This window comes from Blautia sp. LMAG:36 (assembly GCF_008680535.1).
Lineage (GTDB): Bacteria > Bacillota > Clostridia > Lachnospirales > Lachnospiraceae > Blautia_A > Blautia_A fusiformis.
On the sequence record NZ_NALB01000012.1, the window covers coordinates 1 to 21,466 of the forward strand.

Consider the following 21,466-nt stretch of genomic DNA (forward strand, 5'->3'; position numbering starts at 1 on the left):
AGGAAAAACAAAGGTCATATCATATTGTGAATGTAGTTCAGGAGAATGAACATGGCATATAAAATCGTTCTGGATGCCGGACACGGCGAGAAGATCCAGGTGCTGTTTATAAAGAACGTAAGGAAAAGGATGACAATCTGAAACTGACCCTTGCGGTAGGAAAGATCCTGGAAGAGAACGGCGTGGATGTGGTTTATACCAGGACTACCGATATTTATCAGACTCCTTTTGAAAAAAGCGAAAGCCGCAAATGAAGCCGGAGCAGATTTTTTTATTTCTTTTCATCGCAACAGTAGTTCCGGGCCCGAACAATACAATGGAGTTGAAGTATTAGTCTATGATAAGAAAGGCATTAAATATCAGATGGCACAGAATATCCTGGGAGCATTGGGGGAACTGGGGTTTCGGGAACTGGGCGTGAAAGAACGTCCCGGGCTGGTAGTGCTCCGGCGCACAAAAATGCCGGCACTTTTGATCGAGACCGGATTTATAAACTCGGAAAAGGATAATCAGCTTTTTGAAAAAAAAATTCGAAGAGATTGCCAGAAGCATCGCAGATGCCATTCTGGGAACATTGAATGAGGAAACTGTGGAAGAACCATTATATTATCGAGTACAGACAGGAGCATTTCGAAACCGGGAAAACGCAGACCGGATGTTGTATCAGCTGACAGATCAGGGATTTCCGGCGTTTATCCTGAGAGAGAATGATCTTTACAAAGTTCAGGTAGGAGCATATATGCAGCTTGGAAATGCGGTCAATATGGAACAAAGGCTGAGGGACAGAGGATATAGCACAGTGATCGTTACAAAATAGAAAACAGATGATCTGTTAGTGCATCTGCCACGAAAGAGTGATATGATTAGGCAATACAGAAAGCTGGATAAGGGATATCTGTCAGATAAATATCTTTTGATCCGGGATTTAGCTGCAGATGGTAAAGAAAGGACATAGAAAATAATGTACGAAGAGTTTCTGAAACAGATAGAAGATTTCATGTTTATAGAAGATAAGCCGGAAAAAGCGGATGTGATCTTTATTCCAGGAAACGGATATCCTCAAATGGCGGAAAAAGCAGCGGAGCTTTACAGGAATGGGTTTGCACCAAAGATCCTGCCCAGTGGAAGATACAGTATCACAGCAGGGAGATTTACAGGAGTTCTTGACAAGAAAGAATGTTATTGTGGGACATACAAAACGGAATGGGATTTTTTGAAAGATGTCCTGATGCAGAATGGTGTACCAGAGGAAGCAATCCTGAAAGAAGATCAGGCAACCTATACTTATGAGAATGCAATTTATTCCCGACAGGTAACAGACAGAGAATACCTGGATATCAAAAAGGCGATTCTCTGCTGTAAAACCTGTCATGCAAGGCGTGCATTGATGTATTACAAGTTGCTTTATCCGGATACGGAATTCTTTGTGAGTTCATGTTGTGTGGATTCTATAGATAAAAATACGTGGATTATGACAAATGATGGAATTGATGAAGTAATGGGGGAAATAACTAAAATAATTAAACAATTTTCATTGATGCTCAAAAAAAATTAATTTAGGGGTGTCGTAAAAAAAAGAATTGTGTTATAATGCATTTGACGAAAAAACGAAATATCTGTTACGAAAGATTAACAAGATATTAATTTTTGGAGAAATATTGGTTCGAGCGCATGTTACATGCGTTCGATATTTTATATAACTGAATTTTTTGACAAAAGGCAAATATGAATCTTAGATTTTGAATATAGAGGTGCAGATTATTATGAAAAAGAACACAAAGAATACATTTAGCAGAAGCTTTTCAATACTGGCAGCAGCGGCATTATCCATGACACTGATCGGAGGACAGACCTTTCCGGCATATGCGGAGAACTCTTCAGGTATAGAATCCGGTGCTGTGATCCCGGATAATATAACTATTGACAGCCCTACAGCTCTTGCTAACATTGCGCTTCCATCTAATGCGTATGGAACTCTTTCCTGGGCAGATAGTTCTTATGTTCCGGACAAACGTGTACAATCCTGTGGGGTAGTATTCAAACCTGCTGCAGGGGCTGACCTTTCAGGTCTTCCAGGGTGGGACAGTAATTCAGGAACACTTACAGGTTCCGTGACAGTTGTGGTCAGCAGCCTTGACAGTACAGAGGAAAATTCCGGAAGTGAGGAAAGCTCCGATTCTTCTGATTCAGGAGAATCCTACGAAACCGATGATAAAGAGGAAAATGGAACTGACGTCAATGAGAGTGATGCAGATACTTCCGTAAAAGAAACAGAGGACAGCACTGCAGAGAATGAAGGGAAGAACGAAGGTCTGCAGACTGACAGTGTTCAGGAGAATGAGAATAAAGAAGATTCGGAGACAACAGGAAAAACGGAGCAGTCTTCTTCAGATTCTTCAGATACAGCAGATGCCAGTGGAGAGGAAAAAAGGGATCCGGAGATAACGGAAGCTCCGGAGGTAACAGCTGCACCATCTGAGGATAATAAAACTCAGGATGGGGAAGAAGCAGAAGCTGCGGAAACTCCTGCTGTAACGATAACTCCGGCGGCAGAAGATGATATGGATCCTGATGCAGCATCTGAGAGCAGAGACGATGAGAATCATGAAAAAAATAACGATGCTGAAATCACCGCGATCCCGGAAATCACGGAGACTCCTGATGCTGAAGAAAACAAGAATAATATTTTTGACAGGAAAGATGATACAGAGGATAAACGCCCTCAGAATGCAGCTACCGATCTGACAGAAAAAGAAAAAGAGGAAATTGCGTCTCAAAATCATACCTGTGATGGAATCACGGTATCAGGAATCGATCTTCCGTGGTATGTACAGTTTCGTGTTTCCGGTGGTGAGGATTATCAGTTTACCAATGAAGAAGATGCAACGATCTTTAAATCCTATGAGTTTGAACTCTGGGATACACAGAATAATACAGAGTATAAAATTCCGGATGGAGAGTATATCAGTGTGACTGTACCTGTAAAGGCCGGCTATACATATTCTATTGAGCACCTTCTTGATAATGGCGCAATGGAGACCATCATTCCAAGCGTGGATGGTGACACAATGACTTTCAGTACACATTCATTCAGCCCATTTGGCATTGCCGGAAGTAAATCTCTGGTAGGGCCAGATGCTGAAAGCAATACCGGTGCAACGATTACACCTGCAGCAGATGCTTCGTCTTCGGATGCTTCATCTTCAGGTACTGCAGATCCTGCAGAAACAGACAGTACAGACACCAATGCGGCGGAGACATCTCAGAATCTGACTTCAGATAGCCCGGATCAGGAACAGCCTTCTTCTCAGAACAGTGATACGGCGGGGAATGAGGCTGAAGAACAGTCTTCTGCAACAACATCCAAGAAACAGGTAAATACTGGAGATAACACCCAGATTCTTCCGTTTGTGATCTTGTTTGTGGCAGCGGCAGTTGTAGCCGGTGTAGCTGTGTTTTTTAAGAAAAGAAAGAAGTAATGAATAAGAATAAGAGAAAAAGCTCTCCCATATAATGACTGTGGGAGGGCTTTTTTATGAAGGGAAAAGCAATATTACGATCATTGCTGCTGGCCTATGGAGTGACAGGACTTTTTCTTCTGATACTGGCATTTTTGCTCTTTCAGTTTGAATTTGGAGGAGGGACGGCGGCGGTAGGGATCATTATTATTTATGTGGTATCCTGCCTGGCCGGAGGTTTTATGGCGGGAAAGATCATACGGAAAGACCGATATATTTGGGGGATCGTTACCGGGCTTTCTTATTATGTTCTGCTGCTTCTGGTATCTTTTCTGGCACAGGGGAAATGGGATATGACCTTTGCCCATGCGTTGACTACTTTTTTTATGTGTCTTGGTGGCGGAGCCATTGGTGGGATGCTGTCGTAAAAGCTTACAAAAAAATGCTTTGAAAATCGATGATTTTATGCTATACTAGGCGAAGAATAGAATACATAAAGGAGGATATATCATGGAACATATCAAGACATTAAATACAAAGAACCTTCAGAACACGGTTAAGAAGGGTGGATGTGGCGAATGTCAGACATCCTGTCAGTCTGCTTGCAAGACTTCCTGTACAGTAGGAAACCAGAGCTGCGAGCATAAATAAGAAGCAGCCGTTGAATGAGTGGAAAGCAGCGGGAGATCCGCTGCTTCACTTGTTTTATCTGAAGTAACAGGTATCCAGCAAAACGCGCCGGAGGGCGCGTTTTGTCGGGTTATAAAAGAATTTTAGAAAGGATTGCGGGAAGATGAGTCTGATTCACCGTTATCAAAGTAATGGATATAATATTGTGCTGGATATCAACAGTGGCTGTATCCACCTTGTAGATGAAGTAACCTATGAGGTACTGCCATATCTTGAAGAAGGCATGGAAGCGGATGCCATAGCTGAGAAGCTTGGCGACCGTTTTAAGAAAGAGGATGTGGAAACATCTGTAACTGAATGTAAGAAGCTTCAGGAACAGGGAATGCTTTTTACAAAAGATATTTATGAGAATATTATTGATGAATTTACCAAAAACCGCCAGACTGTTGTAAAGGCTCTTTGTCTTCATATTGCTCATGACTGTAATCTGGCATGCAGATACTGTTTTGCAGAAGAAGGAGAGTATCACGGAAGACGTGCACTGATGTCCTTTGAAGTAGGAAAAAAGGCTTTGGATTTCCTGATCGCTAATTCCGGCTCCAGAAAGAATCTGGAAGTGGATTTCTTTGGCGGCGAGCCTCTTATGAACTGGCAGGTCGTAAAGGATCTTGTGAAATACGGAAGAGAACAGGAGAAACTTCATAACAAAAAATTCCGCTTCACACTGACAACCAACGGCGTTCTTTTAAATGATGAGGTGATGGAATTCTGCAATAAGGAGATGGGAAATGTAGTCTTAAGCGTGGACGGCAGAAAAGAAGTTCATGATTACATGCGCCCGTTCCGTAAGGGTGCAGGAAGCTATGATCTGATCATGCCGAAATTTGAGAAATTTGCGGAATCCAGAAATCAGGACAAGTATTATGTAAGAGGAACCTTTACTCATCATAATCTTGATTTTTCCCAGGATGTTCTGCATTTGGCTGACCTTGGCTTCAAACAGATTTCTGTTGAGCCGGTTGTGGCAGCAGATACAGAAGAGTATGCGATCCGTGAGGAGGATATCCCACAGATTTTGGAACAGTATGACATTCTTGCAAAAGAAATGATCAGAAGAGAAAAAGAAGGAAAAGGATTCAACTTCTTCCACTTTATGATAGACCTTACCGGTGGTCCGTGTGTATATAAACGACTTTCCGGATGCGGCTCAGGAACCGAGTACTTGGCTGTTACTCCGTGGGGAGATTTTTATCCATGCCACCAGTTTGTTGGTGAGGAACAGTACCTTATGGGTAATGTAGACGAGGGAATCACAAAGCCTGAAATCGTAAAAGACTTTGGAAGATGTAACGTCTATACGAAACCGGACTGTAAAGACTGTTTTGCCAGATTCTACTGCAGCGGCGGCTGTGCGGCAAATGGTTACCACTTCGGCGGAGATATCCGGGGGAATTATAAGATCGGATGCGAACTCCAGAGGAAGCGTGTGGAGTGCGCTATCATGATAAAAGCCGCTTTGGCGGAATAAGAGAGGAAAAAGAAAATGAAGAAAAGTAGAGGAATTGCAGTGCTGCTTCTGACAGCAATTGTCACAGTATTCTTCTGCTATGTGGCTGCGGTAGGCATTGGTCCTACAGGAACAGGTTCGGCTAAGAACATCAATACCGGACTTGATCTTGCCGGCGGTGTCAGCATCACATACCAGGCTAAGGACAGCAATCCGAGCAAGGAAGATATGTCCGATACTGTTTACAAGATGCAGCAGCGTGTTTCTCAGTACAGTACTGAGGCACAGGCATATCAGGAAGGTTCCAACCGTATCACCATTGAGATTCCAGGAGTATCAGATGCAAATGCGATCCTGGAAGAACTTGGAAAGCCAGGTTCTCTGTATTTTATCGATCAGACAGATGCAGATGGAAACCAGAATTTTACAACAGGAAACAGTGAGAGTGGATATGTTCTTGCAAGAAGTATTGAGGATATCCAGAAAGCCGGATCTGTTGTACTGGAAGGTACAGACGTTGCAGATGCTGAGGGAGGTGCTTATCAGGATTCATCCACAAGCTCCCAGAAATATGCAGTCAGTCTGACTCTTACAAAGAATGGAAAAACCAAATTTGCGGAAGCTACCAAGGCAAATGTTGGAAAGCAGATCGCAATCGTATATGACGATCAGGTTTTAAGCGCTCCGAATGTAAATGAGGAGATTTCCGGCGGAAAAGCTCAGATCACCGGAATGGCAAGTACAGAAGAGGCACAGAATCTTGCTTCTTACATAAGAATCGGTTCCTTAAGTCTTGAGCTTACCGAGCTTCGTTCCAGCGTAGTTGCTGCACAGCTTGGTGAAGAAGCCATCGCAACAAGTGTAAAAGCCGGAGCGATCGGTCTTGTGATCGTTATGCTGATCATGATCATCGCATACCGTATCCCAGGTCTGGTTGCATCTGTTGCACTGGTTCTTTATACAACCTTAATGCTGATCACACTGAATGCCTTTGATATCACCCTTACGCTTCCGGGTATTGCAGGTATCATCCTGGGCATTGGTATGGCAGTGGATGCCAATGTTATCATCTACGCCAGAATCCGTGAGGAGATCGCGGCAGGCCTTTCTGTCCATGCAGCGATCAAAAGTGGATTCGGCAAAGCGTTTTCCGCTATTTTTGATGGAAACATCACAACACTGATCGCGGCTTGTGTGCTGATGTGGCTTGGCTCCGGTTCTGTTAAGGGGTTTGCCTACACGCTGGCAATGGGTATCGTGATCTCCATGTTTACAGCACTGGTTATATCCAGGCTTGTTATTAATGCGGTATACGCAATTGGTGTTCGTGACCCGAAATTCTATGGCATTGCCAAGGAACGTAAGGTTGTGGATTTCGTTGGAAAGAGAAAAATCTTCTTTGCTGTTTCCATTATCCTGATCCTTTGCGGACCTGTAGGAATGCTGGTCCACAGTAATGTGATCGGTGACAAAGCCATGAATTACAGTCTGGAGTTTTCCGGCGGTACTTCTACTAATGTAACCTTCAATAAAGAGATGGATATCAAGGAGATCGATTCCGAGGTAACACCGGTTGTTGAGGCAGTGACAGGTGATAAGAATGTACAGCCGACCAAGGTGCAGGGAACCAATCAGGTAGTGATCAAAACACGTTCTCTGGATCTTAAGGAACGAGAAGCACTGAATAAGGCATTAGAGGAAAATTTTGATGTAGATACAAGTCTGATCACATCGGAGAATATTTCCGCTACTGTCAGCAATGAGATGAGAAGAGACGCTATCGTAGCGGTTATCGTAGCTGCGATCTTCATGCTTCTTTACATCTGGTTCCGTTTCAAGGATATCCGCTTTGCAAGCAGTGCAGTACTTGCACTTCTTCATGATGTCCTGGTCGTACTTGCGTTTTATGTTATTTCCAGAACATCTGTGGGAAATACATTTATTGCGTGTATGCTGACGATCGTAGGTTATTCCATCAATGCTACTATTGTCATCTTCGACCGTATCCGTGAGAATATGAGAGGCAGAAAGAAAGTTGAGGATGAGAAACTGAAAGAGATCGTAAATACCAGTGTTACAGAAACTCTGACACGAAGCATTTACACATCCCTGACAACATTTGTAATGGTTGCAATTCTTTATGTAATGGGTGTTTCCTCAATTAAAGAATTTGCAGCACCGCTGATGGTAGGTATCATCGGTGGAGCATATTCTTCTGTATGCATCACTGGTGCTCTGTGGTACACCATGAAAACATTCAGAAAAAATCGTGTTGTAGCACCGGCAGCTGTAGCAGCTTCCGCAAAGATTTCTTCCGAGAAATCTGAGAAAAAGGTAAAACAGCCATCCGGACAGCAGACAGCTCAGCAGCCGAAGAAGAAAAACCGTAAAAGAGTTGCCGAGCGCCTTGCAGCGCAGGAGGCAGCAAAGCAGCAGAATGATGAGGAGAAATCTGAATAAAATTGCTGAATAACAGAAACGTTCCGTACCGGGAAAGAATATTTCCTGGCGGAACGTTTTTTTTGTGTGGCATAAAAAACTTGCAGCTATGCAGGAGTATGAGTTACAATACGGTTATTGTGTTGCTTTGAAGAAAGAAAGCGGCAAAGCATCAAGGAGGAAACAACATGGAACGATGGGTTGTTGCTGCAAAACGGGCGGACTTTGCGGCAATTGGAAAAGAGTTCGGAATTGATCCGGTGATCGCCAGACTGATCCGAAACCGGGATGTACAGGACAGGGATGAAATTCGCAGATATCTTTATGGAAAGGTGGACGAACTGGCTTCTCCACATTTGATGAAAGATGTGGATAAGGCAGTGGAGATCCTGCGGAATAAAATAAAGGAAAAAAAACGCATCCGTATTATAGGCGATTATGACATTGATGGGGTAGTATCGACCTTCATTCTGATCAAAGGACTGAAGCGTGCAGGAGCTCTGGCAGATACATATATTCCGGACCGTGTGGCGGACGGATATGGAATACATGAGCACCTGATCGAAAGAGCAGTGAATGATGGGATTGACGTAATTGTTACCTGTGATAATGGAATTGCGGCGTACAATGAAATCACTATGGCTAAAGAGAAGGGAATGACGGTGATAATAACCGATCATCATGAAATTCCCTATAAAGAAACGGAAGATGGAAGAGAACTGATCCTTCCGCCGGCTGATGCCATTGTAAATCCAAAACAGCCGGACTGTAATTATCCGGAGAAAAGATTGTGCGGAGCAGTTGTTGCGTTGAAGTTGGTGACAGCTCTCTATGAGGCATGCGGGATTCCGGAAAAAGAGCTGGAAGATTTTCTGGAATTAGGAGCCATTGCCACGGTGGGAGACGTGATGGATCTTCAGGGTGAAAACCGCATCCTTGTAAAGGAAGGCCTGAAACGACTTTCCCATACTTCTAACAAAGGTCTCCGTGAACTGATCCGTGCCAATGGCCTGGAGGATGGGACGATCACTGCCTATCATGTAGGGTTTGTGCTGGGACCATGTATCAATGCCAGTGGAAGACTGGATACCGCTGCACGTTCCCTGAAACTGCTCTGTGCGGAGACGGAAGATGAAGCAGCAAAACTTGCCGGTGATCTGACTGCACTGAATCAAAGCAGAAAAGCTCTCACAGAAGAGGGAAAGGAAGCAGCGATCCGTATTGTGGAAGAGACAGAAATTGGACAGGACAGGGTTCTTGTGATCTATTTACCGGACTGTCACGAAAGCCTGGCCGGAATTATTGCGGGACGTATCCGAGAAAAGTACAATAAACCGGTCTTTGTCCTGACAAAAGGTGAAACAATGGTGAAAGGCAGCGGACGTTCTATAGAAAGCTATTCCATGTTTGAGGAACTGGTAAAATGCGGAGATCTGATGGAACAGTATGGCGGTCATCCTATGGCGGCAGGATTATCCATTAAAGAAGAAAATGTGGAAGAGTTCCGCAGACGGTTAAACGAAAACTGTACTCTGACAGAAAAGGATCTGGCTCCAAAGATCCTGATCGATGTGCCAATGCCGGTTTCCTATATAAATAAGGAACTTGTGGAAGAGATATCCCTGCTGGAGCCTTTTGGAAAGGGAAATACCAAACCGATTTTTGCACAGAAGGGACTTCGGGTTTTAAGCAGTCGTATTCTTGGCAAAAATAGGAATGTGGCAAAGCTTCAGCTATCAGACAGTACCGGCTGTGTAGTGGAAGCAGTATATTTTGGAGAAGCAGATGAATTTGTTGATAGAATAAAAAACTGTGGAAGTATTGCGGTCACATATTATCCTGAGATCAACCGTTATCAGGGAAGAGAGACCTTACAGATCGTAATCCGAAATTATATTACAGAATAACAGGAGAAGGTATCACTAAAATGCAAATCCTGACAGCGAGTAATTGACTGTAAAACAGGAAAGAAGGCTCTATACTGGGCAATATGCAGTCCAGGGCCTGTCGTAATTCCGCGAGTTCTGTCGGGTTGCACATTGATTCCCTACAGAAAAAGTGCTATACTATCTAACATCTGATTGACAAATTAAACCATTGGAGGTTATTATGAAAAAAATAGAAGAATATGTAAGAAGTATCCCGGACTTTCCAGAGCCAGGGATTATTTTCCGTGACGTTACCAGCGTCCTTCAGGATGCGGATGGATTACAGCTTGCCATTGATTCTATGCAGGATTGTCTGGAGGGTGAGGAGTTCGATGTGATCACAGGTCTTGAATCCAGAGGCTTTATCTTTGGTATGCCGATCGCATATAATCTTCACAAACCCTTTGTTCTGGTCCGCAAAGCAGGAAAACTTCCATGTGAGACCGTTTCCAGAACCTATGAGCTGGAGTATGGAAGTGCAACTATTGAGATGCATAAGGATTCCATCAAGCCGGGACAGAAGGTTGTTATTGTGGATGACCTGATCGCTACGGGCGGAAGCGTGGAAGCAGCCATCAAGCTTGTGGAGGAGCTTGGCGGCGAGGTTGTCAAGGTGGTTTTCCTTATGGAGCTTGCAGGTCTGAAGGGACGTGAGCGTCTCAAAGGTTATAATGTGGCATCTGTGATCTGTTACGACGGAAAATGATTTTTTGTCGGTGGAAGGGGATGTGAACTGTTGTAGTCATACGGCAGTATGAAATTGTGCACAGGCAGGTGGGATTTAATGGCAGAGACAAAAAATACGGAAAAACAAAACATTGAGATACAGAAGGAAGAAGAAAAAAGAGAGTCTGTCCGGAAGGCAGATGCGGCGGTGAAATCCATGCATGATTTTACAAGCCCTGAGGTTCTTTATCAGGAGCTGATAAAAAGTGTGAAGAAATATCATCCGTCTACAGATATTTCCATGATTGAAAAGGCCTATAAAGTGGCCAGCGAGGCACATAAGGATCAGAAACGTAAATCCGGTGAACCTTATATCATTCATCCTCTTTGTGTTGCGATCATCCTTGCGGATCTTGAGCTGGATAAGGAGACCATAGTGGCAGGTCTTCTTCATGATGCGGTAGAAGATACTTGGATGACGTATGAAGAAGTAGAAAAGGAATTTGGTTCTGAGGTAGCGCTTCTGGTAGATGGTGTTACCAAGCTGGGACAGCTGTCCTATTCCAAGGACAAGGTAGAGGTTCAGGCTGAGAATTTAAGAAAGATGTTCCTTGCAATGGCTAAGGATATCCGCGTTATCCTGATCAAGCTTGCGGACCGTCTTCATAATATGCGTACCCTGCAGTATATGAGACCAGAGAAACAGCAGGAGAAAGCAAGAGAAACCATGGATATCTATGCTCCCATCGCGATGCGGCTTGGTATTTCCAAGATCAAGGTGGAACTGGATGATCTTTCTCTTAAGTATCTGAAGCCGGATGTTTACTATGATCTGGTAGAAAAGGTTGCTCTTCGCAAAAGTGTCCGTGAGGAATTTGTTAATTCTATCGTGAAACAGGTAAAGCAGCATATGGAGGATGCCAATATCAGGGCACAGGTGGATGGCCGCGTGAAGCATTTCTTCAGCATCTATAAGAAGATGGTCAATCAGGATAAAACCATTGATCAGATTTATGACCTGTTTGCCGTACGTATCATTGTAGATACTGTGAAGGACTGTTATGCAGCTCTTGGTGTTATCCATGAGATGTATAAGCCGATCCCCGGCAGATTTAAAGATTATATCGCAATGCCGAAGGCCAATATGTATCAGTCTCTGCATACAACACTGATCGGCCCTAACGGACAGCCTTTCGAAATCCAGATCCGTACATTTGAAATGCATAAAACCGCAGAATACGGTATTGCGGCTCATTGGAAATATAAGGAAACTTCCGATGGTAAGAAACCTGGAAAGAGTGAGGAAGAGAAGCTGAACTGGCTGCGCCAGATCCTGGAGTGGCAGCGCGACATGTCCGATAACCGGGAGTTCATGAGTCTTCTGAAAAATGATCTGGATCTTTTTGCGGACAGTGTTTACTGTTTCACTCCCCAGGGAGATGTAAAAACACTTCCCAATGGTTCTACACCTATTGATTTTGCATACAGCGTGCACAGTGCAGTAGGAAACAAGATGGTAGGTGCCAGGGTCAATGGCAAACTTGTTCCTATTGAATATAAGATCAAAAACGGTGATCGTATTGAGATCATAACATCCCAGAATTCTCAGGGTCCCAGCCGTGACTGGCTGAAGATCGTAAAGAGCACACAGGCTAAGAATAAGATCAACCAGTGGTTTAAGAAAGAACTGAAGGAAGATAATATTCTGAAGGGTAAGGACATGCTGAATCAGTATGCCAAGACCAAGGGCTTTAAACCAGGCATATATACCAAGCCACAGTATATGGAATCGGTAATGCATAAATATGGTTTCCGAGACTGGGATTCTGTGTTGGCAGCGATCGGACATGGCGGCCTGAAAGAAGGTCAGGTGTTTAACAAGCTGGTAGAAGCCTATGAGAGGGAGCATAAGAAGAATCTTACAGATGAACAGGTCCTGGAGGCAGCTTCCGAATCACAGGAGAAGCTTCACATTGCCAAGAGTAAGAGTGGCATTGTAGTAAAAGGCATTCATGATGTGGCAGTTCGTTTTTCCAAATGCTGTAGTCCGATCCCGGGAGATGAGATCGTAGGCTTTGTAACAAGAGGAAGAGGGATCACCATTCATCGTACAGACTGTGTGAATGTGCTCAACATGCCTGAGATTGACCGGAAACGTCTCATTGAAGCAGAGTGGCAGATGCCGGACAGAGCGGATTCCGAGAAATACGAAGCGGAGATCCAGGTTTATGCAAATAACCGTACCGGACTTCTGGTGGATATTTCCAAGATCTTTACAGAGAGGAAGATCGATCTTCGTTCCATTAACAGCCGTACCAACAAGCAGGAACGCGCCACGATTTCCATGTCCTTTAATGTATGCAGCAAACAGGAACTGAATTCTCTGATCGAAAAGATCCGTCAGGTTGAAAGTGTTCTTGATGTAGAGCGAACAACGGGCTGACCCGATAAACGGAGGAATTTTTATGAGTAAACTTGAAATGCAGCAGTGTGTGCTGGGCCAGGTGTTTACCAACTGCTATTTTCTGAAAAATAAAGAGACCGGAGAACTGCTGATCATAGACCCGGGAGACTATGCAGAAAAAGTTTTTCAGAAAGTATCTCTTATGCAGGGGAAACCGGTGGGGATCCTTCTGACACATGGTCATTTTGATCACATCATGGCTGTAAAGGAAGTGAAGGAAAAATATCAGATCCCGGTTTATGCATGCAGGCAGGAAGAAGCAATGCTGGCAGAGCCCACGATAAATATGACTGCTGTTTATGGAAGTGCCTGTTCAATTAAGCCGGATGTTCTTCTGGATGACGGGCAGATTTTCGAAGCGGCAGGATTTTCCATCCAGATGTTCCACACACCGGGACATACCAAAGGAAGCTGCTGCTATTATATCAAAGACGAAGGTGTGCTTTTCAGCGGAGATACATTGTTTTGCGGCTCTGTGGGAAGAACCGATTTTCCTGGCGGAAGTTCTGCTGAGATCGTAAGAAGCCTTCATAAGCTTGTGGATACTTTGCCGGAGGATACAGAAGTATTTCCGGGGCATGACGCATCCACAACCATTGGTTATGAAAAGAGGTATAATCCATTTGTATAAGATTGGCATTTTGTTTCAGAACAGAGATTTTGAGCATGATGTGTATGAACTGATCAAAGCGTTTTATCCCGGAAATGAGATCGTTTCTCTTTATGAAGAGGATGATGCGGATTATGATATCCGCTTCCGGGTCTCACGTGATGAAGAAGGTTATACCATCAGTTACAACAACGGAATAGAGAAAAAAACAGCTCATGGGGCTGTGATAGAAGGGCAATCCAGTGGAGAAGCTTCGGATGCCCTTATTTCTTGCAATGATGCCCATGATATCCGCAGAAAAAATAAAGACGCGATCAAATACGCCCTGTATCAGATGCTTTCCAAAGCTACAGGAAAGACACTTCCCTGGGGAAATCTTACAGGCATCCGTCCTGTGAAAATGGCTATGGGAATGCTGGAGTCCGGAATGAAAAATACGGAGATCGCCAGATATATGAGAGATCAGTATCTGGTAAGTCCGGAGAAAACAGCTCTTGCAGTTACCATCGCAAATCGTGAGAGAGATATCCTGAAAAATATTGATTATGAAAACGGCTACAGCCTTTATGTTGGCATTCCTTTCTGTCCGAGTATCTGTCTGTACTGTTCATTCAGTTCCTATCCGCTGGAGAGGTGGCGTAAATATGTGGAGGCGTATCTGGACGCGCTGGTAAAGGAAATCCGGGCTGTTTCCAGGATGATGAAAAACCGGAAGCTGGATACGGTCTATATCGGTGGGGGAACACCTACCACACTGGAGCCGGATCAGCTTCGGAGACTTCTTGGTGCGATCACGGAATATTTTCCCTGTGAGGAGCTGGAAGAATTTACGGTTGAGGCAGGAAGACCGGACAGTATAACCTTGGAAAAGCTTCAGGCGATCCGGGAGTTTCCGGTTACCAGGATTTCTGTAAATCCACAGACCATGAATCAGGAAACCCTGGATATCATTGGCAGACGTCATACAGTAGAACAGACAAAGAATGCGTTTCATCTGGCAAGAAAAGCCGGATTCGACAATATCAATATGGATCTGATCGTGGGTCTTCCCGGCGAAGATATCACAAAAGTGCAGCATACACTGGACGAGGTAAAAGCTCTCGGGCCGGACAGCCTGACCGTACATTCTCTTGCTGTGAAGCGTGCGGCAAGACTGAATATTTTCCGTGATAAATACCAGGAGATGACCTTTGAAAACAATCAGGAGATCATGGATCTGACTATGAAAACGGCCTACGAGATGGGAATGGGTCCTTATTATCTGTACAGACAGAAGAATATGAAGGGGAATTTTGAGAACGTCGGGTATTCTGAGGTTGACAAAGCAGGGATTTACAATATACTGATTATGGAGGAAAAGCAGCCGATCATCGCACTGGGTGCAGGTGGTTCCTCCAAGCTTGTGTTTGAACACGGACAGCGCATTGAGCGTGTGGAGAATGTGAAGGATGTTGTCAATTATATCACACGTATCGATGAAATGATCGAGAGAAAACGCGAGGGCATTGCAAAATGGCTGTAGACGGAAAGGAGAGACGGATCCTTGAAAAGCGTACAGAAGATAAGTGAAACTACGCAGGACCGGATCCTGGAAATGGATCTTTCCGCAGAGCTGAAGCATGGGGTTGTTGTCAGTAACCTTGCCTATGATGTGGCAAAGGAGCTTGGTCTTGGTGAGAAAGAATGTTATCAGCTGGCTATTGCCGGAATGCTCCATGATATAGGCAAGCTGAAACTGGAAGGATACATTAATGGCCAAGAGCAGAATCCGATGGTCATTGAAGAATTGAAGTATGTCCGCATGCACTCCACATTAGGTTATGAGATTCTGAAAGACCAGGGATATTCCGATTATGTTCTGGAAAGTATTCTTTATCATCATGAAAATTTTGACGGCAGCGGTTATCCCAGCAACAGAAGCGGAAAGGATATCCCTATGGGTGCAAGGATCCTGAGAGTATGTGATGTATATGCGGCTTTGAGTATGGACAGACCATATCGGAAAGCTCTGGAAAATGATGAAGTTTTAAGACTGATGATCGATGAGATTAAAAACTTTGACATGCAGGTGTTTCTTGCATTTCAGAGGGTGATTCATAAAGGAGGAAACTATGGCATTAAAAAAGAAACCGGTTACAGGAATGAAGGACATTTTACCGAAGGAAATGGCAATCCGTAACTATGTGATGAATATGATCAGAGAGACATACGGAACCTTTGGTTTTTCCGCAATTGAAACTCCCTGTGTAGAACATATTGAGAATCTCTGCAGCAAGCAGGGCGGTGAAAATGAAAAGCTGATCTTCAAGATTATGAAGAGAGGCGAGAAACTGAAACTGGATACTGCAAAAACAGAGAATGATCTGACAGATTCCGGACTTCGCTATGACCTGACCGTACCGCTTTCCAGATATTATTCCAATAATGCAAACGAGCTTCCGGCTCCGTTTAAGGCACTTCAGATGGGAAATGTATGGAGAGCTGACCGTCCGCAGAGAGGTCGTTTCCGTCAGTTTATGCAGTGTGATATCGATATCCTGGGTGAGCCGACCTATCTTGCTGAGATCGAGCTTGTACTTGCAACTACAACACTTCTTGGAAAACTGGATTTCCATAACTTTACGATCCGTATCAATGACAGAAGGATCCTGAAGGCAATGGCTCAGTACAGCGGATTCCCGGCAGAGAGCTTTGATACTGTCTTTATTATTCTTGACAAGATGGATAAGATCGGCATCGAGGGAGTTGCAGAGGAGCTTGAGAAAGAGGGCTTTGAGAAAGAGAGCATTGACACTTATCTTGGACTTTTCCGTGAGATCACCAACGATGTTGAGGGTGTCCGTTATATTAAAGAAAAACTTTCTGATGTTCTGGAAGCAGGTATTGCAGAGGATCTTGAAACAATCATCAACACTGTAGAATCTGTAAAAACAGCAGACTTCAAAATGTCCTTTGACCCTACACTGGTACGTGGAATGTCCTATTACACAGGTCCGATCTTTGAGATTTCCATGGATGAGTTCGGCGGAAGCGTCGGTGGAGGCGGACGTTACGATGAGATGATCGGTAAATTTACAGGAAATAATACCTGTGCTTGTGGTTTCTCCATTGGATTTGAGAGAATCGTTATGCTGCTTCTTGAGAGAGGCTATGAGATTCCAACCAAGAATGGCAAGAAAGCATATCTGATCGAGAAGAACATGCCGGCAGACAAGCTTCTGAACATCCTGAAACAGGCAACTGAGGAAAGAAGTGCAGGTACACAGATCAATATCTCTATCATGAAAAAGAACAAAAAATTCCAGAAAGACCAGCTGGCAGCAGATGGTTATACAGAGTATGTAGAATTTTTCAACAGAGACTGAAACTGCCCGTCTGAAAACGGAGATAGCAGAGTAAATTAAAATGACTATGAAAAAAATAGTCAGAGGAGGATAAAGAGATGGCTGAAAGCATGCAGGGACTGCACAGAACTTGTCGATGTGCAGAAGTGACCACAGAGATGGTTGGAAAAGAAGTAACATTAATGGGATGGGTGGCAAAAGCCAGAAATAAAGGAGGTCTTGTATTTGTGGATCTTCGTGACCGTTCCGGGATCATGCAGCTGATTTTTGAGAATGGCAGCATTGACGAGGAAGGCTTTACAAAAGCAGGTAAACTGCGTAGTGAGTTTGTTATTGCTGTAACCGGTACCGTAGAGAAACGTGGAGGAGCAGTAAACGAGAATCTTGTAACTGGCGAGATCGAGCTTCGTGTAAAATCCCTCCGTGTTCTTGCTGAGGCAGATGTTCCTCCATTCCCGATCGAGGAGAATAGCAAGACAAAAGATGAGATCCGACTTAAATATCGTTATCTTGATTTAAGAAGACCGGATCTTCAGAGAAATATCATGATGAAGAGCAAGGTTGCCCAGCTTACAAGACAGTTCTTTACAGAAGAGGGATTTCTTGAGATTGAGACACCGATGCTTGGAAAGAGTACTCCTGAGGGAGCCAGAGACTATCTGGTACCATCACGTGTTCATCCGGGAAGCTTCTATGGCCTTCCACAGTCTCCGCAGCTGTACAAGCAGCTTCTGATGTGCTCCGGATTTGATCGTTATATCCAGATCGCAAGATGCTTCCGTGATGAGGATCTTCGTGCTGACCGTCAGCCGGAGTTCACACAGATCGATATGGAGCTTTCCTTTGTTGATGTAGACGATGTTATCGATGTTAACGAGAGATATCTTGCATTCCTGTTCAAAGAAGTTCTGGATATCGATGTAAAACTCCCGATCCAGAGAATTACCTGGCAGGAAGCTATGGATCGTTTTGGTTCCGACAAGCCGGATATGCGTTTCGGTATGGAACTTCATGATGTCAGTGATATCGTAAAAGACTGCGGATTTGGTGTGTTCACAGGTGCGCTTGAGAATGGCGGAAGTGTTCGTGGTATCAATGCAGAAGGTCAGGGCGCAATGCCGAGAAAGAAGATCGATAAGCTTGTTGAGTTCGTAAAAGGTTATGGTGCAAAAGGTCTTGCATACATTGCCATTGCGGAGGACGGAACCAGAAAGTCTTCTTTCGCCAAGTTTATGACAGATGAAGAGATGGATGCTCTTGTAAAAGCTATGGACGGCAAGCCGGGAGATCTTCTTCTTTTTGCAGCAGATAAGACAAAATTGGTATACGATGTACTGGGAGCACTCCGTCTTGAGCTTGCAAAACAGATGGATCTTTTAGATAAAAATGAGTATCGTTTCGTATGGGTAACAGAGTTCCCGCTTCTTGAGTGGAGCGAGGAGGAGAACCGTTTTACAGCAATGCACCATCCGTTCACCATGCTTATGGAGGAGGATCTTCCGCTTCTTGACACAGATCCGGGAAAGGTTCGTGCAAAAGCATACGACATCGTTCTTAACGGAAATGAGATCGGCGGCGGCAGCGTGCGTATCCATCAGGATGATATTCAGGAAAGAATGTTTGAGGCACTTGGCTTCACAAAAGAAGCTGCACATGAGCAGTTCGGATTCCTTCTGGATGCCTTCAAATATGGAGTTCCGCCACACGCAGGACTTGCATATGGTCTTGACAGACTTGTCATGCTTATGGCAAAGGCAGATACGATCCGTGATGTTATTGCATTCCCGAAGGTTAAGGATGCCTCCTGTCTGATGACTCAGTCTCCTAGCCAGGTAAGTGAGGCACAGCTTCATGAGCTGGGACTTGACCTTGAGCCGCAGAAAGAAGAGGAAGAATAAAAGATCATGCAGCCGACAATCTATACATTTCTGATCGTTTGTCCACTTGTATTTCTTGCCGGATTTGTAGATGCTGTAGCAGGCGGGGGAGGACTGATCTCCCTGCCTGCTTATCTTTTGGCCGGAGTTCCTGTACATAATGCTGTTGCCACCAACAAGCTGTCATCAGCAACAGGAACATTGATCTCAACTGTCCGTCTGTGCAAAAATAAATTTGTGGACTGGATCTTGGTGCTTCCATGTATTCCAATGGCGCTTCTGGGATCTTCCATAGGAGCTCACCTTGCTCTTATAGCCAGTGATAAGCTCCTGCGTTATATGCTGATCCCGGTTCTTCCGGTGGTTGCTTTTTATGTGCTGCGCAAGAAAAATATGGATGAGAAGGGTGGCGAGATCGCCAGAAAAAAACAGATCCTGCTCTGTGCCGTATGCTCTCTTGCTGTAGGATGCTATGATGGCTTTTATGGACCAGGAACAGGAACTTTTCTCTTGCTTTTGTTTACAGGATTGGGAAAAATGAGTGTGGCAAAAGCTTCCGGTACCATGAAGGTTACCAACCTCTCTTCTAATGTAGCGGCTCTTGTTGTATTTCTGCTCAGCGGAAAGATTGTGATCATGCTTGGAATTGCAGCGTCAGTGTTCTCAATCGCAGGACATTATACCGGTGCAGGTATGGTTATGAAAAACGGAAGCCGGATCATACGGCCTATTATTCTTATAGTCCTTGCATTGCTTTTTATAAAGATCATATCCGGAATATAAAAAAGAAGAATATAAAAAACCCGTGAAGATCACGCTTTCCTGTCAGAGAAAGCAGATATTCACGGGTTTTCTAGCTGTTATTCTTTATTCGTTATCTTCGGTAGAATCTTCAGGAACCGGTGAAGCGGTAAGAGTTCCGAAGATGGCATTGCCCAGTTCGGTACCTGCATTCTCAAGCTTCCAGGATGCACCATCGTTTGTGAGATGGAAGGTAGCAGTGGCAGTTATGGTTGCCTGATTATTCTTGATACTGTCCAGAAGCAGTTCATGTGATTTGTTGTAACGCTTCTGGGAACCGTCGATCACTGCATCAGCAGAAGCCAGATAAGTATTCAATTCTTTTTCGTACTGTGTAAGAATGGAATTACTGTCAAATGTGGTAAGCTCTGCGTCCACTTCAGCAAGATATCCGGAAACAGAGGTGCTTGATATTTTGTAGTTAAAACAGGAGTGAAACTGTTCCATAAGGGCAGAGGCAATGGCGTTTTTTGCCGAATCTGAAGTGTTCAGAATGGAATCCAGCCCCAAATAATTAGCCATCTGCTTTACATCCATTTCTTGAAGCGTTTTCAGATAGACGGTAAGCGTTTCGGCAGGCGGCACAAGATCAGGATCGGACAGATAGGTGATAAGGCCACCGACCAGATCATTTTCGAGAGAGGAACTGTGCGTAATCTCCCAGTCAGGTTCTGAAGAAGATCCAAGATTGTTTAGTTGGATGGAAGTAGTGCGTTCTGCAGAACTGTACGTGTTATTCTTGAGGAGCTTGTACAGGAGCAGATAACGCTGCTCCAGGGAATTTCCGTTATCATTTTCTTTACCGGAGGCGGTTTCTAGTATTTCTTCCTGAAGGCTTGCAGAAACAAAATCACTGGCAAGAGCCTCAGCATCCAGAGTAGTAAGCTTAAGCTGCGCAGAAGCATTTTTTTCGTCGCTATCAACGGATATACCCAGGATTTTGTAATCGAAATTCTGAAAGAAGAGAGAAAATACTTCTTTTATGTCAGCAGAAAGCTTTGTGCTGTCATCAGAATCCGGAAACAGTTCCTGATAGGATATGTACTGCATGGTTGTTTCAGAGTCCAGATTTTTAAGAAGATCCAGATCTTTTTTGATCGCCTTCTCCGCATGAGCTTTGGCCGACTGGGAGCAGCTACATAAAAAAACTGAGAGAAGAATGATCATCAAGAAAGCCAGCAGATGTTTCACTGTCTTCATATTGTTCTTTCCTTTCAAAAAAGTTATATTACAACATTTTAGCAGATAAAGTACCGAAAGTCAAAATATCGCAAAAATGGAGAAAAAGGAGACTTTTTTATGAAAAATCTGTGAAATCTGCATCGTTTTCTTCAGGGACTTTTCTTTTTAGAGTGAATCTGCTATGATGTTTGAAGCAACAGATAGTTTCAGTACGATGCTGAGAAAAGGGGACAGATATGAAAAAACGTATTTTGATCGCACTTGGAATCCTTGTACTTGCAGCCGGTATCGGAGCCGGTGGATGGTATTATTATACACATCATGCAGGGTCCGCAGGAGGCAGCGATATTGTATATGTAACAAAGATAAGCAAGCTTTCGGAAATGGATTCCGGAGTGGAAAACCGATATGCAGGTGTTGTGGAACCGCAGGAAACGGTTCAGGTAAAGATTGAAAGCGGCCGAAAGGTAAAAGAAGTTCAGGTAAAGACCGGTCAGGAAGTCAAGAAAGGGCAGCTTCTTTTTCAGTATGATCTTGGAAGTATCCAGCAAAGTCTTAGG

17 protein-coding genes and 1 pseudogene are annotated in these 21,466 nt (G+C 44.1%); 17 read left to right on the forward strand and 1 reads right to left on the reverse strand.

Going from position 1 to position 21,466, the window contains the following annotated elements:
• Positions 1 to 51: 51 nt before the first annotated feature.
• The 16 genes and pseudogenes from CCC17_RS15140 (at position 52) to CCC17_RS14720 (ending at position 19,706) form a co-directional block, all read left to right on the forward strand.
• Positions 52 to 817 (forward strand): annotated as a pseudogene (locus CCC17_RS15140) (N-acetylmuramoyl-L-alanine amidase).
• A 144-nt stretch (positions 818 to 961) separates the two neighbouring features.
• On the forward strand, positions 962 to 1,555 hold the full coding sequence (locus CCC17_RS14650; RefSeq protein ID WP_118515611.1) for a YdcF family protein: 594 nt from the start codon (positions 962 to 964) through the stop codon (positions 1,553 to 1,555).
• A gap of 208 nt (positions 1,556 to 1,763) precedes the next feature.
• Positions 1,764 to 3,479, forward strand: a complete 1,716-nt coding sequence (locus CCC17_RS14655) for a hypothetical protein (RefSeq protein ID WP_118515613.1) — start codon at positions 1,764 to 1,766, stop codon at positions 3,477 to 3,479.
• 56 nt (positions 3,480 to 3,535) lie between these two features.
• Positions 3,536 to 3,886 (forward strand): TIGR04086 family membrane protein, encoded by a 351-nt coding sequence (locus tag CCC17_RS14660; RefSeq protein ID WP_118515615.1) that lies wholly within the window; start codon positions 3,536 to 3,538, stop codon positions 3,884 to 3,886.
• Positions 3,887 to 3,968: 82 nt separating this feature from the next.
• Positions 3,969 to 4,109: a six-cysteine ranthipeptide SCIFF gene (gene scfA / locus CCC17_RS14665; RefSeq protein ID WP_015524633.1), complete on the forward strand. Its 141-nt coding sequence runs from the start codon at positions 3,969 to 3,971 to the stop codon at positions 4,107 to 4,109.
• 142 nt (positions 4,110 to 4,251) lie between these two features.
• Positions 4,252 to 5,616, forward strand: a complete 1,365-nt coding sequence (gene scfB, locus CCC17_RS14670) for a thioether cross-link-forming SCIFF peptide maturase (protein ID WP_173753145.1) — start codon at positions 4,252 to 4,254, stop codon at positions 5,614 to 5,616.
• Positions 5,617 to 5,631: 15 nt separating this feature from the next.
• The gene (gene secD, locus CCC17_RS14675) at positions 5,632 to 8,055 is read left to right on the forward strand and encodes a protein translocase subunit SecD (RefSeq protein WP_287083312.1); all 2,424 of its coding nucleotides are present in this window, start codon (positions 5,632 to 5,634) and stop codon (positions 8,053 to 8,055) included.
• Between the two features lie 167 nt (positions 8,056 to 8,222).
• A complete protein-coding gene (gene recJ / locus CCC17_RS14680; protein WP_195635088.1) occupies positions 8,223 to 9,941 on the forward strand; it encodes a single-stranded-DNA-specific exonuclease RecJ in 1,719 nt (572 codons plus the stop codon).
• Positions 9,942 to 10,143: 202 nt separating this feature from the next.
• Complete coding sequence (locus tag CCC17_RS14685) at positions 10,144 to 10,668, forward strand: adenine phosphoribosyltransferase (RefSeq protein ID WP_021650378.1); 525 nt, start codon at positions 10,144 to 10,146, stop codon at positions 10,666 to 10,668.
• A 78-nt stretch (positions 10,669 to 10,746) separates the two neighbouring features.
• Positions 10,747 to 13,071 (forward strand): RelA/SpoT family protein, encoded by a 2,325-nt coding sequence (locus tag CCC17_RS14690; RefSeq protein ID WP_287083313.1) that lies wholly within the window; start codon positions 10,747 to 10,749, stop codon positions 13,069 to 13,071.
• A 22-nt stretch (positions 13,072 to 13,093) separates the two neighbouring features.
• On the forward strand, positions 13,094 to 13,723 hold the full coding sequence (locus CCC17_RS14695; protein ID WP_287083314.1) for an MBL fold metallo-hydrolase: 630 nt from the start codon (positions 13,094 to 13,096) through the stop codon (positions 13,721 to 13,723).
• Entirely contained in the window at positions 13,695 to 15,224 is a 1,530-nt protein-coding gene (gene hemZ, locus CCC17_RS14700; protein WP_287083315.1) for a coproporphyrinogen dehydrogenase HemZ, read from the forward strand. Before CCC17_RS14695 ends, hemZ begins: the two co-directional genes overlap by 29 nt.
• A 21-nt stretch (positions 15,225 to 15,245) precedes the next feature.
• A complete protein-coding gene (locus CCC17_RS14705; RefSeq protein WP_021650382.1) occupies positions 15,246 to 15,881 on the forward strand; it encodes an HD-GYP domain-containing protein in 636 nt (211 codons plus the stop codon).
• Positions 15,814 to 17,067 (forward strand): histidine--tRNA ligase, encoded by a 1,254-nt coding sequence (gene hisS, locus CCC17_RS14710; RefSeq protein ID WP_270652236.1) that lies wholly within the window; start codon positions 15,814 to 15,816, stop codon positions 17,065 to 17,067. Before CCC17_RS14705 ends, hisS begins: the two co-directional genes overlap by 68 nt.
• Before the next feature lie 77 nt (positions 17,068 to 17,144).
• On the forward strand, positions 17,145 to 18,944 hold the full coding sequence (aspS, locus tag CCC17_RS14715) for an aspartate--tRNA ligase (RefSeq protein ID WP_287083316.1): 1,800 nt from the start codon (positions 17,145 to 17,147) through the stop codon (positions 18,942 to 18,944).
• 6 nt (positions 18,945 to 18,950) lie between these two features.
• A complete protein-coding gene (locus CCC17_RS14720) occupies positions 18,951 to 19,706 on the forward strand; it encodes a sulfite exporter TauE/SafE family protein (RefSeq protein ID WP_021650384.1) in 756 nt (251 codons plus the stop codon).
• Between the two features lie 84 nt (positions 19,707 to 19,790).
• On the opposite strand, the gene CCC17_RS14725 is transcribed toward CCC17_RS14720, so the two are convergent.
• Entirely contained in the window at positions 19,791 to 20,924 is a 1,134-nt protein-coding gene (locus CCC17_RS14725; protein WP_215638247.1) for a hypothetical protein, read from the reverse strand.
• A gap of 218 nt (positions 20,925 to 21,142) precedes the next feature.
• On the opposite strand from CCC17_RS14725, the gene CCC17_RS14730 reads away from it, so the two are divergent.
• The coding region (locus CCC17_RS14730; RefSeq protein ID WP_287083317.1) for an efflux RND transporter periplasmic adaptor subunit at positions 21,143 to 21,466 on the forward strand (324 nt) is incomplete at its 3' end.

Coding starts and splice junctions, on each gene's coding strand:
- CCC17_RS14650 (WP_118515611.1), top strand. CDS start 962: ATGTACGAAGAGTTTCTGAAACAGATAGAAGATTTCATGTTTATAGAA.
- CCC17_RS14690 (WP_287083313.1), top strand. CDS start 10,747: ATGGCAGAGACAAAAAATACGGAAAAACAAAACATTGAGATACAGAAG.
- scfB (WP_173753145.1), top strand. CDS start 4,252: ATGAGTCTGATTCACCGTTATCAAAGTAATGGATATAATATTGTGCTG.
- hisS (WP_270652236.1), top strand. CDS start 15,814: ATGGCATTAAAAAAGAAACCGGTTACAGGAATGAAGGACATTTTACCG.
- CCC17_RS14725 (WP_215638247.1), bottom strand. CDS start 20,924: ATGAAGACAGTGAAACATCTGCTGGCTTTCTTGATGATCATTCTTCTC.
- CCC17_RS14720 (WP_021650384.1), top strand. CDS start 18,951: ATGCAGCCGACAATCTATACATTTCTGATCGTTTGTCCACTTGTATTT.
- secD (WP_287083312.1), top strand. CDS start 5,632: ATGAAGAAAAGTAGAGGAATTGCAGTGCTGCTTCTGACAGCAATTGTC.
- CCC17_RS14655 (WP_118515613.1), top strand. CDS start 1,764: ATGAAAAAGAACACAAAGAATACATTTAGCAGAAGCTTTTCAATACTG.
- recJ (WP_195635088.1), top strand. CDS start 8,223: ATGGAACGATGGGTTGTTGCTGCAAAACGGGCGGACTTTGCGGCAATT.
- CCC17_RS14695 (WP_287083314.1), top strand. CDS start 13,094: ATGAGTAAACTTGAAATGCAGCAGTGTGTGCTGGGCCAGGTGTTTACC.
- CCC17_RS14660 (WP_118515615.1), top strand. CDS start 3,536: ATGAAGGGAAAAGCAATATTACGATCATTGCTGCTGGCCTATGGAGTG.
- aspS (WP_287083316.1), top strand. CDS start 17,145: ATGGCTGAAAGCATGCAGGGACTGCACAGAACTTGTCGATGTGCAGAA.
- CCC17_RS14685 (WP_021650378.1), top strand. CDS start 10,144: ATGAAAAAAATAGAAGAATATGTAAGAAGTATCCCGGACTTTCCAGAG.
- hemZ (WP_287083315.1), top strand. CDS start 13,695: ATGAAAAGAGGTATAATCCATTTGTATAAGATTGGCATTTTGTTTCAG.
- scfA (WP_015524633.1), top strand. CDS start 3,969: ATGGAACATATCAAGACATTAAATACAAAGAACCTTCAGAACACGGTT.